The sequence below is a fragment of the Actinobacillus succinogenes 130Z genome, from assembly GCF_000017245.1.
GTDB classification, from domain to species: domain Bacteria; phylum Pseudomonadota; class Gammaproteobacteria; order Enterobacterales; family Pasteurellaceae; genus Exercitatus; species Exercitatus succinogenes.
Genome location: NC_009655.1, coordinates 1,022,881 through 1,040,291, shown reverse-complemented (window position 1 = coordinate 1,040,291; position 17,411 = coordinate 1,022,881). Strand labels below are relative to the sequence as shown.

The following is a 17,411-nucleotide window of genomic DNA, read 5'->3' as shown; positions in this document are numbered from 1 at the left end:
TTAATTGGAACCGAATTCTATCACAGCTAATGATAAATATCTTCCCCGTTTTTACGGGTTCTTAATAATTGTAAAATCCATACGTACTGCTCCGGTTGCGGAATGACAAAACGTTCGATTTCTTCATTCATGGCGCGTGCCGATTGTAGCGGGTCATCACTTAATTCCATAGGCGGATGAATTTCCATTTCATATTTTCCACGTTCGGCGTTGTATCGCGGGAACATGGGGATCACCACCGCTTTTGCCAGTTTCGCCATTTTATTCAAGCCCGGTAAGGTCGCTTTATAGGTGCCGAAAAAATCCACGAACTCACTGGCTTCCGCACCAAAATCTTCATCCGGCAAATAGTAACCCATATCGCCGTTGCGAATCATGGTTAAAAACGGCTTAATCCCGTTCTGACGGGCGTGCATTTTACCGCCGAAACGTTCTCGGGTAGCCGTCCAAAGCCAGTCTATCAAAGGATTGCGGTGAGGATTAAACATGGATGTCATCGGCATACCGTGGGTATGCAGTATAATTCCCGAAGCATCGATTGCCCAACCGTGCGGCACCATCAAAATAATATTTTTACCTTCGGATTTCGCCCGTTTAATGTATTCTATGCCGATAAATTCGCTACGCTTTTGCAAATGCGCTTTGGAACGAATGGCAATTTCTCCGATCCCCAACATGACCTGCGCAACGGTGGCAAACATTTTATCGATAACCCGCTCGCGCTGTTGTTCCGTCCAGTCGGGAAAGCAATAGGTTAAGTTTATTTGCGCGCGCCGGCGCTGTTTACGCGCTTTACGACCGATAATAACACCGAGTTTCGCCGCCAGACGATCTCGCCAGCGGAAAGGTATATATGCCAGTATGAGTAAGACTGCTACCCCCAGCCAAGTACCCCAATATTTCGGATGCAAATACGACCACGAGAAATGCGGCTCATATCCGACCCGTGCCGTTAAACGCATGTTTTCCTGTTCTGTCATTAGCCAAACCATCCTTGTTCATACGCCATTTTCGCCGTCATTACAAATGACATTAATACAACCATCGGACGAATTAATCCTTTTCCCTTACTGAGTACCATTTTCGCTCCCAAATGCGCACCGACAATTTGCCCGCACATCATGGCAATCCCTACCGACCACATGATTTGTCCGCCAATCAAAAAGCAAATCAACGACGCAAGATTCGAAGTAAAATTTAACACTTTGGTATAAGCCGTGGCTTTGATGAGATTAAACCCCAGTAACGTGACGAATACCAAGCTCAAAATCGATCCCGTTCCGGGACCGAAGAAACCGTCATAAAATCCCAATCCTAAAGCGGCTGTCAGCGCAAAAGTATGAAACGACAAACGTTGTCGGCGATCTTTTTCACCAAGTTTCGGGGTCAATAAAAAATAGAATCCTACAGCCAATACTAAAAAAGGAATCACTTTCTTTATTAACGAACTGTTTACCAGCTGAATTAAAACGGAACCTATCACCGAACCGGTGAAAGTACATAATAAAATAAACCAAATCGCCCGTAAATCAACAGCTTTCTTCCGAATGAAATACAAACTGGCGGAAAACGAACCACCGCATGCCTGTAACTTATTGGTCCCCAACGCCATTGCCGGCGGCATTCCAGTCATTAAAAGGGCGGGAATAGTAATTAATCCGCCGCCGCCCGCCAAAGCATCAATAAACCCCGCGACTATCGCTACCCCGAATAAAATTCCGATTAATTCGATACTGATTTCCACCGCACTTTCCTCTATTTTGAGCAAAGAACTAATCTAACCACTGATGGCGGTTCGGTGAATTCAGCACCTGGCGGCATAAAAACGGTTCGGGCGGAATCACTTTCGGTCGGTTTATCGTGGAAGACGGCGCTTTCGGTTCAAACCAAGAATACAATTCCGCACCGCAGCCGTCGCCGGCGGGAACAGGTGCCTGATTTTCACAGTGGCTTGCATCCTGCGGACAGGTTAACCGCACATGAAAATGACTATCATGACCAAACCACGGGCGGATTTTGCGCAACCAACCGCGATCGGAATGTTCCGATTGACATAATTTCAGTTTAATCGCCGGGTTTACAAAAATACGGGTGACAGCGGGATCCTGTGCGGCCAGTTTAATTAAATTAAAGTGATTTAAGTTCCAAATGTTCTCGTCCACCCGTTGTAAAGCGCGATTAACCACCAACAAGCCTTTACCGTCGGAATTCAGCGCATCCTGCTCGGACATTGCACCCATTCGCAACCAAATATCGGCATCCAACCCCATTTGATGACTGGCATGCCCGGTAAGAAAACGTCCGCCACCCGGCATAGCGATATCACCGATTAACATCGTCGGTAAGCCCGCCTGTTTCACCTGCTTACCGAGACGTTCAAGATAACGAATCATATTCGGATGACCGTAAAAACGGTTTCTATTCATTCGAATTACCTGAAACCCCTCTCCTTTTGCCGGCATCGGTACGGAACCAAGAATGCAGCCGTTACTATAGGTACCAATCGGTTCCGCCCGTCCCGACTGACTTGGAATAGGGCGTTTAATCGCCTGCCAGTCCGCCGGTGCAGCCTGCACCGTTAACAAACCTAAAACGGCGGAAAAAATGACCGCAGTTAAAATCTTTTTCATATATTCCTTCTGTCTACACGGATTGTTGAGGAGCGCGCCTCCATCTTTAATCGACTAAAACCGTCGTAAAACCGACCGCACTTTTATTTACACTGCGCTTTAAAGCGTAATAAGTGATCCAACAGAATAATCGCTACCATCGCTTCCGCAATAGGTACGGCGCGAATGCCTACGCAGGGATCGTGGCGTCCTTTGGTAATCAATTCTACCGGTTTATTATTTATATCCACTGTACGTCCGGGAATCGTAATGCTTGAAGTCGGCTTCAACGCAATGGTGGCGATGATCGGCTGACCGTTGCTGATGCCGCCTAAAATACCACCCGCATGATTCGACAGAAATCCCGCCGGTGTCATTTCATCGCGGTGTTCCGTACCCTTTTGCGCCACTACATCGAAACCGTCACCGATTTCCACGGCTTTCACCGCATTAATGCCCATTAATGCATGCGCCAATTCCGCATCTAAACGATCAAATACCGGTTCGCCCAGACCTACCGGCACATTTTCTGCCACTACGGTTAACTTCGCACCGATAGAATTGCCTTCTTTTTTCAATTTGCGGATTAATTCGTCGAATTTTTCCACCGCACTTTTATCCGGACAGAAGAACGGATTATCAGCCACTTGTTGCCAGTTGATTTTAGTCACATCCGCTACGGTTTGAGGATCAATTTTCACCTCCCCGATTTGCGACAAATAACCCCGGATTTCAATGCCGAACCGTTCGCGCAGATATTTTTTGGCAATTGCTCCCGCCGCTACACGCATAGCCGTTTCCCGTGCGGAAGAACGTCCGCCGCCGCGATAATCGCGAATGCCGTATTTTTGCTGGTAGGTATAATCCGCATGACCGGGACGGAATTTATCCATAATATCGCCGTAATCTTTTGAACGCTGATCCGCATTCTTAATGATTAACCCGATGCTGGTACCGGTGGTTTTTCCTTCAAATACGCCGGATAAAATCTGTATTTCATCCGCTTCCCGACGCGCAGTCGTATAACGGGAGGTTCCCGGTTTTCGACGATCGAGATCAGGTTGAATATCCGCTTCGCTAAGCGCCATATTCGGCGGCACACCGTCCACAATACAGCCTAAAGCAATGCCGTGGGATTCGCCGAATGTCGTCACTCGAAACAACTGTCCGATACTGTTTCCTGCCATGAATGGTTCCTTTTATTTTTTAAATTCTACCGTTTCACCGACTTTCACTTCTTCGTTGGTAGTCGGGTTCTTAATAAAAATATCTAATTGATTGAACGCGATTTCGATATTATTTTCCGCCAATAACTGATTAATCCGACGGTTGAGATAATCCAAAGTCGGATTTCGATCACCCACATGACCGACATAAACGCGCAACTCATGATCCAAGGTACTGGCGCCAAAATTCAGGAAATAAACGACCGGTGCAGGATCTTTCATTACTAATTCGCAATCGTCGGCAGCCTGTAACAATAATTTTTTGGTTAATTCCAAATCGGCGCCGTATGCGACTCCGACGTGGGCGATAACGCGTGTCACTGTATCAGACAATGCCCAGTTCACCAATCGTTCCGTTACAAAAGATTTGTTCGGTACAATCACTTCTTTACCGTCAAAATCCACCAATGTCGTGGCCCGAATTCGGATCTTCGATACGGTTCCGCTGAATTCGCCTAAGGTAATAATATCGCCGATTCGAACCGGTCGTTCAAATAAAATAATGATACCGGAAACAAAATTTGCAAAAATCTCCTGCATACCGAACCCTAACCCGACGGAAAGTGCGGCAAACAGCCATTGCAATTTACTCCACGACATCCCTAATGCTCCGAAAGCAAAAGTTGCACCGAATGCGATAATGGCATAGGTAAATAAGGTTGTAATGGTATAAGGCGTGCCTTGAGACAACTTAGTGTGAGAAAAAATCAAAGTTTCCAGTAACCCGGAAATATTCCGTACCAATACATAAGTCACTACAATAATGGCAATGGCGATAAATAGATTCAGCAATGTGATAGATTCCGTTACCGTGCCGTTCTCACCCACTGTCGTTTGCTGCCAAAGAGAAATACTGTCCAGGTAATAAGCTACTGTGACCAAATCCCACCACGCCCAATAGAACATGGCGAATAAGGCAATCCAAAGAAAGAAATCCGCCACCCGTAACATCTGAGCCCTAATTTCACTGATGGCAATACTGTCATCATACTGGATTTCCTGCATATCCGGACTAAGAGAACTGTTAGCTTCCGCAATCGCCTTAGCCTGTAATTGCTCCCGTTTTTCTTTCGCACGACGATACGCCATACGACGTGCCGCTACCGCAAAACCGCGATAGGCCAAGTTACGAATCAGCCACCATGTCATTACCACGAAATAAGAGGAAATGGCATGTTCGATCAAAACAATCGCCGTATAGTAGTACCCCATAACTGTTAAGCCAATCAGCACAAACGGGGCCAGTAGCAACACGACACGCAATATGGGTAGAAAATATTGACTCGTTACCGTTTGTTCTTTTGCTGATTTCTGATAACTCGACATTGCCTCACGGAAACGGGGTACCATAATCAATACCACAGTAATCAACACTATAATCATTGATGCCTGACCGATCACGTCATAGCTTAAACCTAAATCAATATGGCTGAAAATCGATACGTTCAACAACAACGCAATGATCCACGCCGAGCGTTTCAGCATATTACGGAACGCCTCATTGCTTTCTTTCGGCATATTAAAATGGTAGTGTCCGATACCGTTCGGGCGCAACATACCCAACATAAAAACAAAGCTCCACCAATATGCCGCCATTTTCATCCCCCAAGACCAAACCGTTGCAGGATCTTTAAAGCAAATTCCCGTTACCAAAATAAAGCCGGCTAAAAACAGGAAAGTACTCGGCAGACTTAATATAGCCACCCAGAAAATAGCTTTCGGCGTATGCCATTGGGTATCCGTAGCATAAATATTAATTTGCTGATTCAGTTTACTTAAACGCTTTTTAATATTTTCTTTTTTACGGCGAATAAGTGTAGTCAGAATCAGTAACAAACCGCTCATACCTAAAGCAGGCAACAGATTTTCTTTCCAATTGGAAAAGTCAAAATTTTTCTTTAATGCCCGACGTTGAAAATTCATGCTCACAGGAAAGGATTTAAACCAATCCAAATCCATTACCGAATTACTTTTAACCCAAAAACTTTGCTGTTGTAGCTTATTCTGCAACGAATCGCTGATTGATTGAACTTGTTGTTGGTTCAATTCAATATTAATCGACAAATTCAATTGGTTATTCAATAAACTTAAGTAATCCGCCAGCAATTTACGGCGTTCCTCAACCAAATCAATCAATTGAGCCCGATCTTTAGCCGAAAACGAAATTTTTTCCGTCTGTTCCAAGTCTTTAATATACTCGTCCGTATCATAAAGTTTATCGCGAAATTCGGTAATATCGAAAATCTTTACCCGCAAATCCGCAATACGTTTTCCTAACCCTGAAATCATTTTATCCTGAGGCAGAGATTGACGTTGTTTATTAATGATGCGGGAAAGTACCAAGGTACCTTGCAGAGAACTAATCTGTTCCTCGATATTACGTTGGGTCTGCTGTAAATTGTCCAGTACATTTTTAATGCGCAGATTGTCCTGCGACAAACTGTTCATTTGTGCGGTTTCTTCCAGAATACCTTTACTGATTTGTGTATTAAAATTCAACTGCGCCGCCACTACGGGATTGGCATTGGCTTCCGCATTTTTTTCCTGATTTTGCGTAGCCTGTTCGACTTGTTCTCTGGAAAGTTGCAGATTTTTTTCGTTAATCGCCGATTGCAGAGTATTTAATTCGCTCTGCAGCTGTTGTTGCTGTAATGTCCGCTCTTCGACGATTAGAGAATAAAGCGACGTCAAACGTGTCGTTCCCTGCAACAATGTCTGGTTATAACTGTTTTGCAGATCGAGTAATGCCTGTTCCGCTTCAAGACGCATTTTTCTGGATTTTGCCAGATTATCGTCAATTAATACCTGATTAATCGCCTGTGTCCGTTTAGCATTTTCCGTTAAAATCTTCTGAGCGCGTTCCGGGGAGGAACGTTGGGAAACCAAATCGGTATTTACCTGAGCCAAGGCCTCCTGCACGCGTTGCAATGCAATTTGTTTTTGTTCCAGTTTTTGTTGTAATTCCTTTAACGAATATTTGCTCAACTCCGTAACGGTCGGCAGTTTATCCGCTTTTAATTTGGCGATGTTAGTCTGTGAGGTAGCAATACCCTTATCCGCATTTTCAATACTTTTCACCAATTTGGCATTTTGCTCTTTCTGTTTGGCAATATCCGAAATAAAACGCTGAGTCGCCTCTAAATCTTTAACCAGGTTTTTACTGACCTCGTCAGTTTGCTCCGCCTGTTTTGCCTTTTCCAGCTGATTTTCAATCTCACGTGCCGAAGGCAAAGCGGAATATGCCGCCTGCGGCAATACAGCAATCAATAAAACACTCAATAATAATTGAGTTGCAACACGTCGTGTCCAAATAATTAATCGCATGATTTTATTCCTAATATCTTATTTAACTCTTGTTTTAACCGCACACGTGACAGTTTAATATTACCCTGTTGCGCCAGCGTTGCCGTATCAAGCGGAAAATACCGCACCGGCCGTTTGAATTTCTCTAATTTGTCGGCCAGCCAAACCTGTAAATTTTTGACCGCACTTTTGCTAAAACAGGATTTAAATTGCACCATGGCTACGGGGCGCTGCCCGAATTCCTCATCGTCAATCGGTAAAACAAAGGCCACTTCAACCTGATCATGGCGTTGCAGAATCCGTTCGATTTCTTCCGGTTGAATGTTTTCGCCGCCGGAAATAAACATATTATCCAAGCGTCCTAAAACCTGCAAATTTTCACCGTCCCAGACGCCTTTATCTTTAGTTTGCAGCCAGCCGGCGGAATTGGTCAACGGAACGGGTTTACCCTTTAACCAATACCCTAACCCCAATCCGGCACCGCGTAATTGGATTTCTTCATTCACCAGCTGAAATTCACGTCCGCGTAAAGGCCGACCGACACCGGCTTTACCGTCATATTCTTTAGCAAACACAGTGGACGCCATTTCCGTCATACCATATCCCACATAGGTTCGAATCCCAAGTGCGGTCAAATTTTCGGAAATTTTTTTCGTAATATGCGATCCGCCCAATAAAATATGCCGAATGTTGACCGCACTTTTCACGCCGTACGAAGTACGTTCCGCCAAATATTGCAGCAAACGCTGCGCCTGCGTCGGTACTAACGAGGCATGACTTGCCGTTATGACGCCGTGATAAAAATCTTCAGCCGGCAACTGTAACTCCGCACCTTGCAATAACCAACGCCATACGATTCCCTGTCCCGATACATGGTATAGCGGCAAAGAAAGCAACCACGACGAATCACGGGAAAAGTGCATTAATTCACAAACCCCCCGCGCATTATCCAAATGATTTCGTACCGAATGCAACACCGCTTTAGGCATACCCGCGGAACCGGAAGTCAGTGTCATAGTGCAAGCCGGCAATACAGAATCAATACACTCGCATTCGGCAACATTCTCGTTTTCGGATTTGATGAAAACCGATTTCGATTGCGTAAAATCAATCATCAGATCAATCGCATTTTGTCGGCAAAGTGCGGTCCGTTTTTCATGGCAAAATGCCGGGTTTAAGACTAAAACCCGCGCATTCAGTTGTAATCCCGCCAAATAGCAACACAGCAGGGCAAAACCGTTTTTACCGCATAACGCAACACCGGACTGAGTCCTAACGCCTTGCGCCACCAACATTTCAGCCGTCGAAGCAATTTTCTCCGTCAATTGTGTCCAAGTAAAAACTTCGCCCTGCGAAAAATCCCGCAAGGCGATGTTATGTTTATGGCTCGACCCGGCATTAATTTGCCAAGGAAACGGATGTGTGGTCATAAAAATATAAGAAATCAATTCACAATAAAGTAACCGCGGATATCTTCGATCAGCTCATCGGGCAATTGCATACCGTGCATTACGCCTTCCAGCATAATCATTTTGCGTCCGCTGTTATTATTGGTGATAACCCAATACGGCGTGTCCGGAATCTGTTTCGGTTTGGTATGCGTACCCGCCGCTAATAACGTGGCTTCATCCCGGGCAAAATAAACCCGCGTACGCCCCTGTACCTGTTCGCTTTCAATCGCCAGTGAAAAACCTTCGGGATTGGTACGGTAAAGTGCAGTCAAAATAGCCAAAAATCTCACTACCGCTTTAGTTTCATGCTGAAAAGCTTCGGATTCAATTACTTGTCGCACTTTGTTGACGATATGGCAAATAACCTGCTCAGGCTGTTTTTTAACCGTTTTTTCAAGCGAAGATTTCTCCGCTACCGGCTCTAAAACGAAATCATTTTTCACCGCGCTTGGCGTTTCAGGATTCGCCGCTTCGGCAGATTCGACGGCAACCGTTTCCAATGCAACCGAACTTACACTGGAAGTGGGTAAATTCAGTAACCGGCGCAAAATATCCGAGGCGCTTTCGCCGATAGATTGCGTGTGGCTTGCGATAAATTGGTAGAGTTCTTCGTCAACTTCAATAATCTTCATTTTTAGCTCTGACTTGAATTAGAAACAAATTTTCCGCATTATAACGTTTTATTGACAAATTCTCTATCAAAAAAAATGGCGACCAAACGACAACTTAATTATCAATTTCAACCCGCTACCAATCACCCCCATAACCCCGTTTTAGTTTTCCTGCACGGGTTATTCGGCGACATGAACAACCTCGGCGTCGTTGCCAAAATCTTTGCGGAAGATCATTCTATTTTGCGCGCGGATCTACGTAATCACGGGCGCAGTTTTCATGCCGACGAAATGAATTACGCAGCAATGGCAACGGATGTAATCCGGCTATTGGAGGATTTAAACATTTCTGATGCCGTTCTGATAGGACATTCCATGGGAGGAAAAACCGCCATGACGGCGGCGGCGCAACGTCCCGATTTAATTGCAAAAGCGGTGATAATCGATATTGCGCCGGTTGATTATAATATCTTGCACAACGATAATGCGCATGCGCAGGAATTTCAGGCATTATTTGCATTGAAAACGGCAAATGTCGAAACTCGTCAACAGGCAAAAAACGTGCTTGCGAATTATCTGAATTCCGAAGATACCATTCAATTTTTACTGAAATCTTTTGATGCGGCCGCGCCGCAAAAAACGCGCTTCAATTTAACCGCACTTTATACTCACTATGCACAAATCATGGGTTGGGAAAAGGTGCGTTACACTCGCCCCGTGCTGTTTATCAAGGGCGGACAATCCGACTATATTTTGCCGCAATACGGCGAAACGATTCTGGCCCAATTCCCGCAGGCGACATCATTTACTATTGCGGGCGCACACCATTGGGTGCATGCGGAAAAGCCTGAACTTGTCGCCCGCGCAATCACAAGATTTATCCAATCAAATTAATCGGGGATTATAGTTTAAATCCCCGGGGAATTATGCTATAGTCCATGAGAATTCCTTACAGTAGAAATCATTCTCAACATGAGAATGATTTTTAACAAATCAGCAAATTTACACATGGCAAAACAAAGCGCAGATTGCATTACGCTTGATCTATTCGCGGATGAACGCCGAGTCGGACGCCCCAGAAGTAATCCGCTGAGTCGGGAACAACAAATCCGGATTAATAAACGGAATCAACTCCGTCGGGATAAATCAAGCGGGTTAAAAACGTGTAGAATTAAAATTACACGTCTCGTTAGTTCGACAATTAGAAGAATTGGCGTCAACGCTCGACATTTGCCGGGCGGAATTAATCGAAAACATTTTACAAAATTACTTTAATAAGCAAGAAAACAAGAATAAATAGGTAAACAGAATGGCTATTGTTGGTTTATTTTACGGCAGCGATACGGGCAATACGGAAAATATTGCTAAAATGATCCAAAAACAATTAGGCAGCGAATTAGTGGATATCCGCGATATCGCCAAAAGCACGAAAGAAGATATCGAAGCTTACGATTTCTTATTATTCGGTATTCCGACTTGGTATTACGGGGAAGCTCAATGTGACTGGGATGATTTCTTCCCGACCCTGGAAGAAATTGATTTCACGGACAAACTGGTGGCTATTTTCGGTTGTGGAGACCAAGAGGATTATTCGGAGTATTTCTGCGACGCCATGGGTACTATTCGCGATATTGTTGAAACACGCGGTGCGATTATTGTGGGTAATACCTCAACGGAGGGTTATACCTTTGATGCCTCCCGCGCACTAATTGACGACAATACCTTCGTCGGCTTATGCATTGACGAAGATCGTCAACCTGAACTGACTTCGGCTCGCGTAGAAAATTGGGTAAAACAAATTTATGACGAGATGTGCTTAGCAGAACTTGCTTAAGGAGCAATTATGTCGGAAGAAAACATTAAATTATTAAAAAAAGCGGGATTAAAAATTACCGAACCACGCCTCACCATTTTAGCGTTAATGCAAGCGCATAAAATGCAGCATTTTTCAGCGGAAGACGTGTATAAACTTTTGTTGGAACAAGGGGAAGAAATCGGTCTGGCAACGGTTTACCGCGTACTTAATCAATTTGATGAAGCGCATATTCTTGCCCGCCATAATTTTGAAGGCAACAAATCCGTTTTTGAGCTGGCACCGTTGGAACATCACGACCATATAATTTGTGTGGACTGCGGTAAAGTTTTCGAATTTAACGATAAAGTTATTGAAGAACGTCAGAAAGAAGTCAGCAAAGAACACGGTATTCGGTTAGAATCTCACAGTTTATATCTGTACGGAAAATGCGCCGATATCGAACATTGCGATAAAGATAAATAACCAGAGAAACAAAAAACCGTTGAATTTGATTTCAACGGTTTTTTGATTTTATTTACCGATTCCGTATTGTTTCAATTTGTTGGCTATCGCCGTATGGGATATACCTAACCGTGCAGCCATTTTACGGGTGCTCGGATACTGCGCGTAGAATTTACGTAGCAGCCGGCTTTCAAAATCCGCCATAATTTGCTCTAACGATAGATTATCGAACCGTTCAAGCAAAAATTCATTCTCAATAAGATTGTTACCCGACGACAAATTCAGCCCCATAACAGTAAGCTGATTATTTTCCGCCAACGAACAGGCGCGATACAAAACATTGTGGAGCTCCCGCACATTGCCCTGCCATTGATAATTCCTTAAATAATCAATAAATGCCTGATCAAAGTGCGGTCGGGAAATATCCAGATTTTGACTAATTTGCGTGACAAACCAATTCGTTAACGGTTCAATATCTTCCTGCCGGTCATGCAGTGTCGGCAATTCAAGACTGAGGACATTTAACCGGTGAAACAAATCCTTACGTACCTTACCCTGTTCCACATATCGGACTAAAGGAACTTGTGAGGTGCAAATCACCCGTACATCCGCATAATGTTCCCGCTCTTCTCCCACCCGACGAAAAGTGCCGTCGTTCAGAAAGCGCAATAATTTCGCCTGTAATGATAAAGAAAGCTCGGCAATACTGTCCAATAACACCGTTCCGCCATTCGCATATTCAAAAAAGCCCTGAGTTGTTTTATCTCCTTTCGCCTGACCGAACATTTCGCTTTCCGCGTCTTCACCTGGCAAACCGGCACAATTCACCGCAATAAACTTATTATGACGACGTTCGCTGTGCTGATGACAGGCTTTCGCCAATAAATCTTTTCCGGTTCCCGTTTCGCCTTGAATTAATAGGGGCGCATCAAGCAATGCAAATTTTTTCGCTTGTTCGACTACCGCCTTCATTTGCGGACTTTCTGTAATGAAATCATTAAAACTTATTTCAGTTGCCAATGTGCGTATCCTATTTTCAGTCATTTCGTTCTGCGATAAATTTATTCTGTATCATACCGAAAAAAATAAAAACGTAAAAGCAATACGTCAACTTATCTTTACACGTTTTGCTTTTTTCGGGATTTATCGGATCTCAATACCACGCTTTTCAGACTAGTCAGTAATTCCCGGTGAATATGACTTAAACGGGGTTTTTCATCCTTATTGAATGTCAGCGGACGGCAAAATTCCATAGTTTTAATCCCTAGTCGTGCCGTCAATAAACCCACTCCCAACCCTTGCCCGATTCGACCGGAAAGCTTAGCGGTAATATCCTGTGATAACCAATCCAAACCTATATCCTGCACCAGCTCCGTCGCACCGGTAAATGCCATATTGATGAACACCATACGCATTAAACGTAAACGACTCCAATAACCTAATTCAATACCGTAAATATTGGCGATGCGATTAATCAAACGTGTATTACGCCAGGCCAAAAACAACATATCCACAATAGCCAGCGGGCTGATTGCTACAACAATGCCGTTTTCAACCGCACTTTGAGTAATCAATTTTTTGGCTTTGTTATCAATCGGATACAACACATTCTTACTGAAAAGTTCGCCCACTTCCCGAGCCGTCAAGCCATCATTCAATTGTTTTTGCCACTGTATAACAGTGGGGTGTTGCGCATCCATCCCTAACGAAGATGTAATTTCCCCGCATAATTTTTTAGCTTTATCTATCTCAAAATCGTCTTTAAATTCGACCGCACTTTCAGCCCGTAATGCCAAATGTTGCCGCAATTTACGCAAACGTAGAAATTCTCTGCCCAAAGCCGACAAACCTAGCCCGACAACCGAACAACCGACTACGGCGAAAGCAAAATAAATCCATTGATTAGCCTGCCAAGTATCGATTAACCACTGTACCGACTGTGCGACCGTCGCCCCTAAAAACAATACTGCAACGGCAATTACCGCGCGTTTCCACCACCGAAACCGAGGTCGCACCGCCTGTTCGAACTGTGAAGCCAGCAATTCGCCCTCCAATGCCTGCTTTTCCTCGCGTTCATCGTCAAGTGCGGTCAAATCCGGGATAATTTCTGCCGTTTCGGAAAACTCACGCTTTACCCGAAAAACCTCTTCTTCATTACCGGCGTTATTTTCTACATGATTGAATACCCGTTTATCGTTCATTTTTTTCTCCTGTTTTTGTGATTTCAGCAAAAATTACCCGTATACCGATTTAATGATCTAAATCACAAAAACTGTAATTCGTCCTATCCGACCTAACTCCGAAGTGTTAGAATCGACGTATATTTTACTTTAATCCAATAATAGATAGGTGATTATTATGACATTTCGTATTGAAAAAGACACTATGGGCGAGGTTCAAGTTCCTGCGGATAAATATTGGGCCGCACAAACGGAACGTTCACGCAATAACTTTAAAATCGGACCTGCAGCGTCAATGCCACACGAAATTATTGAAGCATTCGGTTATTTGAAAAAAGCGGCCGCTTATGCCAACGCGGATTTAGGCGTATTGCCGGCTGAAAAACGCGATTTGATCGCACAAGCCTGCGATGAAATTCTGGCTCGTAAATTAGATGATCAATTCCCGTTAGTTATCTGGCAAACCGGTTCGGGTACACAATCCAATATGAATCTGAACGAAGTTATCGCTAACCGCGCACATGTGATTAACGGTGGTAAATTAGGTGAAAAATCTATTATTCATCCAAACGACGATGTAAACAAATCTCAATCTTCAAACGATACTTATCCGACAGCAATGCACATTGCCACATATAAGAAAGTGGTTGAAGCAACGATTCCGGCCATCGAACGTTTACAAAAAACCTTAGCGGCGAAATCCGAAGAATTCAAAGATGTGGTGAAAATCGGCCGTACGCACTTAATGGATGCCACCCCGTTGACATTGGGTCAGGAATTCAGCGGTTATGCTGCACAATTAAGTTTCGGTTTAGCGGCAATCAAAAATACCTTACCGCATTTACGCCAACTGGCATTAGGCGGTACGGCAGTGGGTACCGGTTTAAATACACCTAAAGGCTATGATGTAAAAGTAGCGGAATATATCGCCAAATTCACCGGCTTGCCGTTTATTACCGCCGAAAACAAATTTGAAGCATTAGCAACACATGACGCTATCGTTGAAACTCACGGCGCATTAAAACAAGTTGCGATGTCCTTATTCAAAATTGCAAATGATATCCGTTTATTGGCTTCAGGTCCTCGTTCTGGTATCGGTGAAATTTTAATTCCTGAAAACGAACCGGGTTCATCCATCATGCCGGGTAAAGTTAATCCGACCCAATGCGAAGCGATGACAATGGTTGCCGCACAAGTATTAGGTAACGATACCACTATTTCATTTGCCGGTTCGCAAGGTCATTTCGAATTGAACGTATTCAAACCGGTTATGGCGGCAAATTTCCTGCAATCCGCTCAATTAATCGCAGATGTTTGCATTTCTTTCGACGAGCACTGTGCAAGCGGCATTAAACCAAATACGCCGCGCATTCAACACTTACTTGAAAGTTCATTAATGTTAGTGACCGCATTAAATACTCATATCGGTTATGAAAATGCGGCGAAAATTGCGAAAACTGCGCACAAAAACGGTACAACATTACGTGAAGAGGCTATCAACTTAGGTTTAGTGTCCGCCGAAGATTTCGATAAATGGGTTCGTCCGGAAGATATGGTTGGCAGCTTAAAATAAGCGGCAGATATGAATAAAAATTGAAAGGCGACAGAAGTCGCCTTTTTTTTCTGGCTAGAGTTGGTATAATTTTGCCAATTCGTTTATCTTGGATTCTTTATGAAATTGAAATCACTTTTTATTGCCATTTTATGCTTAATTCCCACCGCACTTTCGGCGAATTGGCTGCAAGTGGGAAAAGCAGATTATAACTGGGGTCCGTTCCACGTTTATACTATATCAGTATTCACCGAAGACGGTCAGTATAAAGAAAACCAAACCCCGCTTATGCTCTCGTTCGACTTCGGCAAACCGGTGGAAGGCAAAAACTTTTCCATTATTATGATCAAGGAAATGGCAGCTCTCGATGTCGATCCCAAACAATCTGAAACCTGGCTTGCTCGATTACAGAACACATTGCCTGATTTATCGCCTAATGATCGCTTGAATTACATTGCTTTGCCGGATACGGGTTATTTCGTTGTAAATGATCAAGTATTGGAACAACAGTTTGATCAAGCTTTCAATCAAGCTTTTATTAATATTTGGTTGTCAGGAAAAACAAACTTTGCGGCATTAAAAGATCAGCTTACGGGTAAAGAAAAATCCAACGCTACAGGCATTCGCCATAAAGTTCCCCCCAAGGTGCCGATGACCGAAGACGATGCCAATCCGCAAATTCCGCCTACTTATGAACTACGGCAAAAACGGATTCCGGAAATTTAAGCTTATTTGATATATTCTCTAAACAAGAAAAGAGTCGATTGAACCGACTCTTTTTTATTATCCGAATCTTAAGCCCATGGCGCGATTTTCATAAGCAAAAAATTTTATCCTGTCTGATTGCAAATTTACAGTATAAAAAAAGCCGCTTTAACAGCGGCCTTAAAATAGTATTTATCAATGGTGCCTAGGGTCGGACTCGAACCGACACACCCGCAAAGGCGGCGGATTTTGAATCCGCTGCGTCTACCAATTTCGCCACCCAGGCTTCATTGATAAATATCATTCAGTTTGTGTGCTGTGCATTATACGGGTATTCATCGTGCTTGCAAGCAGAAATTGTTATTTTTGATTTATTCGCTTTAAAATTCACCAACTTTTGACCGCACTTCGCAAATAACGGCAAAAGTGCGGTCAAATTTATTATTATTTTTAATCCCGTTTACGGCTGAGCAGCCACCAGGTAATCACAAGAAAGAGAATACTCGGCATTAGCGCACCGACAATAGGCGTCACATTATAAACCAAACTTAGCGGACCAAAAATTTCATTAATCACATAAAACAGAAATCCGAAACAAATTCCAGTGACAATACGTGCGCCGGCAGTAACACTACGCAACGGGCCGAAAATAAATGACAGCGCCAGCATCATCATCACACCCACCGAAATAGGTTGAAATAATTTCCGCCAATAGGTCAGTTCGAACTTTTTGCTGTCTTGTCCCGTTTGGTGCAAAAATGCAATATATTCCGACAAACCGGAAATGGAAAGCGAAGTAGGGCGTAAAGATACAATGCCCAATTTATCCGGCGTTAATGAAGTTTTCCATTCCTGCGAAACATAATTTTTAGTGAAAATTTGCTCCGCTTGAATATCGGATACATTCAACTGATGCAGCTGCCATTTACCCCTCTCGTAAGTCGCACTATTGGCGTGGCTGAGACGCTGTAGCTGACGATTGTCAAAATGATAAATGTAAACATCCCTCAGATTCGCATCTTCCCGCACCTGACGAACAAAAATAAAATCATTGCCGTCTTTCGCCCATACACTGTTTTTCACAGACATTAAGGAACCGCCGGAAATCGCTTTTGCACGCATATCACGGGCATACTGTTCCGTTTGCGGAATTCCCCACTCACCGATAACCATGGTAATCAACACCAAGGGAATAGCGGTCTTCATGACGGCGATCCCGATTTTCAAACGAGAAAATCCTGCCGACTGCATAACGATTAATTCACTGCGGCTTGCCAGATTACCTAAGGCAATCAATGCACCGAGCAATGCCGCCATCGGGAAAAAGGTTTCAACATCTTTCGGTATGGTTAAAATCGTATACAGCACAGCCTGCAAGCTGTCGTAAGTGCCTTTTCCCACCGAACGGAACTGCTCCACGAACTTAATGATGGCGGACAATCCAACCAAAGTCAGCAAGGTGGCAAAAATCGTGCCTAAAATACTTTTGCCGATATAACGTTCCAAGGTATTCATAC

The 17,411-nt window shown here is 43.8% G+C and carries 16 protein-coding genes and 1 tRNA gene; 6 read left to right on the top strand and 11 right to left on the bottom strand.

The features are described 5' to 3' along the window. Positions 1–26: 26 nt before the first annotated feature. The 7 genes from lpxM to seqA all read right to left on the bottom strand — a co-directional run bounded on the left by lpxM (position 27) and on the right by seqA (position 9,221). Positions 27–980, bottom strand: coding sequence for a lauroyl-Kdo(2)-lipid IV(A) myristoyltransferase (lpxM, locus tag ASUC_RS05025; protein WP_012072714.1), 954 nt, complete (start codon positions 978–980; stop codon positions 27–29). Then, a complete protein-coding gene (locus ASUC_RS05020) occupies positions 980–1,744 on the bottom strand; it encodes a TSUP family transporter (RefSeq protein WP_012072713.1) in 765 nt (254 codons plus the stop codon). The genes lpxM and ASUC_RS05020 overlap by 1 nt, the downstream gene beginning before the upstream one ends. A gap of 28 nt (positions 1,745–1,772) precedes the next feature. After that, positions 1,773–2,630 (bottom strand): penicillin-insensitive murein endopeptidase, encoded by an 858-nt coding sequence (gene mepA, locus ASUC_RS05015; RefSeq protein WP_012072712.1) that lies wholly within the window; start codon positions 2,628–2,630, stop codon positions 1,773–1,775. An 83-nt stretch (positions 2,631–2,713) separates the two neighbouring features. Beyond that, on the bottom strand, positions 2,714–3,796 hold the full coding sequence (gene aroC, locus ASUC_RS05010) for a chorismate synthase (protein ID WP_012072711.1): 1,083 nt from the start codon (positions 3,794–3,796) through the stop codon (positions 2,714–2,716). Between the two features lie 12 nt (positions 3,797–3,808). Further along, positions 3,809–7,159: a mechanosensitive channel MscK gene (gene mscK / locus ASUC_RS05005; RefSeq protein ID WP_012072710.1), complete on the bottom strand. Its 3,351-nt coding sequence runs from the start codon at positions 7,157–7,159 to the stop codon at positions 3,809–3,811. After that, the gene (gene menE / locus ASUC_RS05000) at positions 7,150–8,568 is read right to left on the bottom strand and encodes an o-succinylbenzoate--CoA ligase (RefSeq protein WP_012072709.1); all 1,419 of its coding nucleotides are present in this window, start codon (positions 8,566–8,568) and stop codon (positions 7,150–7,152) included. The genes mscK and menE overlap by 10 nt, the downstream gene beginning before the upstream one ends. A gap of 14 nt (positions 8,569–8,582) precedes the next feature. Next, a complete protein-coding gene (seqA, locus tag ASUC_RS04995; RefSeq protein WP_012072708.1) occupies positions 8,583–9,221 on the bottom strand; it encodes a replication initiation negative regulator SeqA in 639 nt (212 codons plus the stop codon). Between the two features lie 75 nt (positions 9,222–9,296). On the opposite strand from seqA, the gene ASUC_RS04990 reads away from it, so the two are divergent. From ASUC_RS04990 to fur, 4 genes are all read left to right on the top strand, one after another. After that, a complete protein-coding gene (locus tag ASUC_RS04990) occupies positions 9,297–10,094 on the top strand; it encodes an alpha/beta fold hydrolase (protein WP_012072707.1) in 798 nt (265 codons plus the stop codon). 78 nt (positions 10,095–10,172) lie between these two features. Then, positions 10,173–10,475, top strand: coding sequence for a LexA regulated protein (ybfE, locus tag ASUC_RS11105; protein WP_012072706.1), 303 nt, complete (start codon positions 10,173–10,175; stop codon positions 10,473–10,475). A 34-nt stretch (positions 10,476–10,509) separates the two neighbouring features. Then, complete coding sequence (gene fldA, locus ASUC_RS04985; protein ID WP_012072705.1) at positions 10,510–11,034, top strand: flavodoxin FldA; 525 nt, start codon at positions 10,510–10,512, stop codon at positions 11,032–11,034. Positions 11,035–11,043: 9 nt separating this feature from the next. Beyond that, entirely contained in the window at positions 11,044–11,478 is a 435-nt protein-coding gene (gene fur / locus ASUC_RS04980; RefSeq protein ID WP_012072704.1) for a ferric iron uptake transcriptional regulator, read from the top strand. A gap of 48 nt (positions 11,479–11,526) precedes the next feature. Here fur and ASUC_RS04975 read toward each other — a convergent pair whose 3' ends face one another. After that, the gene (locus ASUC_RS04975; RefSeq protein ID WP_012072703.1) at positions 11,527–12,501 is read right to left on the bottom strand and encodes a sigma 54-interacting transcriptional regulator; all 975 of its coding nucleotides are present in this window, start codon (positions 12,499–12,501) and stop codon (positions 11,527–11,529) included. Between the two features lie 74 nt (positions 12,502–12,575). Beyond that, positions 12,576–13,658: a TIGR01620 family protein gene (locus ASUC_RS04970; RefSeq protein WP_012072702.1), complete on the bottom strand. Its 1,083-nt coding sequence runs from the start codon at positions 13,656–13,658 to the stop codon at positions 12,576–12,578. Positions 13,659–13,815: 157 nt separating this feature from the next. On the opposite strand from ASUC_RS04970, the gene fumC reads away from it, so the two are divergent. Then, positions 13,816–15,210, top strand: a complete 1,395-nt coding sequence (gene fumC / locus ASUC_RS04965; RefSeq protein ID WP_012072701.1) for a class II fumarate hydratase — start codon at positions 13,816–13,818, stop codon at positions 15,208–15,210. A gap of 99 nt (positions 15,211–15,309) precedes the next feature. Continuing rightward, positions 15,310–15,915, top strand: a complete 606-nt coding sequence (locus tag ASUC_RS04960; protein ID WP_012072700.1) for a hypothetical protein — start codon at positions 15,310–15,312, stop codon at positions 15,913–15,915. Between the two features lie 178 nt (positions 15,916–16,093). On the opposite strand, the gene ASUC_RS04955 is transcribed toward ASUC_RS04960, so the two are convergent. Both ASUC_RS04955 and lptG read right to left on the bottom strand, forming a co-directional pair. Then, positions 16,094–16,180 (bottom strand) — tRNA-Leu (locus ASUC_RS04955). Between the two features lie 164 nt (positions 16,181–16,344). Beyond that, a complete protein-coding gene (gene lptG / locus ASUC_RS04950; RefSeq protein WP_012072699.1) occupies positions 16,345–17,409 on the bottom strand; it encodes an LPS export ABC transporter permease LptG in 1,065 nt (354 codons plus the stop codon). Between the last annotated feature and the right edge of the window lie 2 nt (positions 17,410–17,411).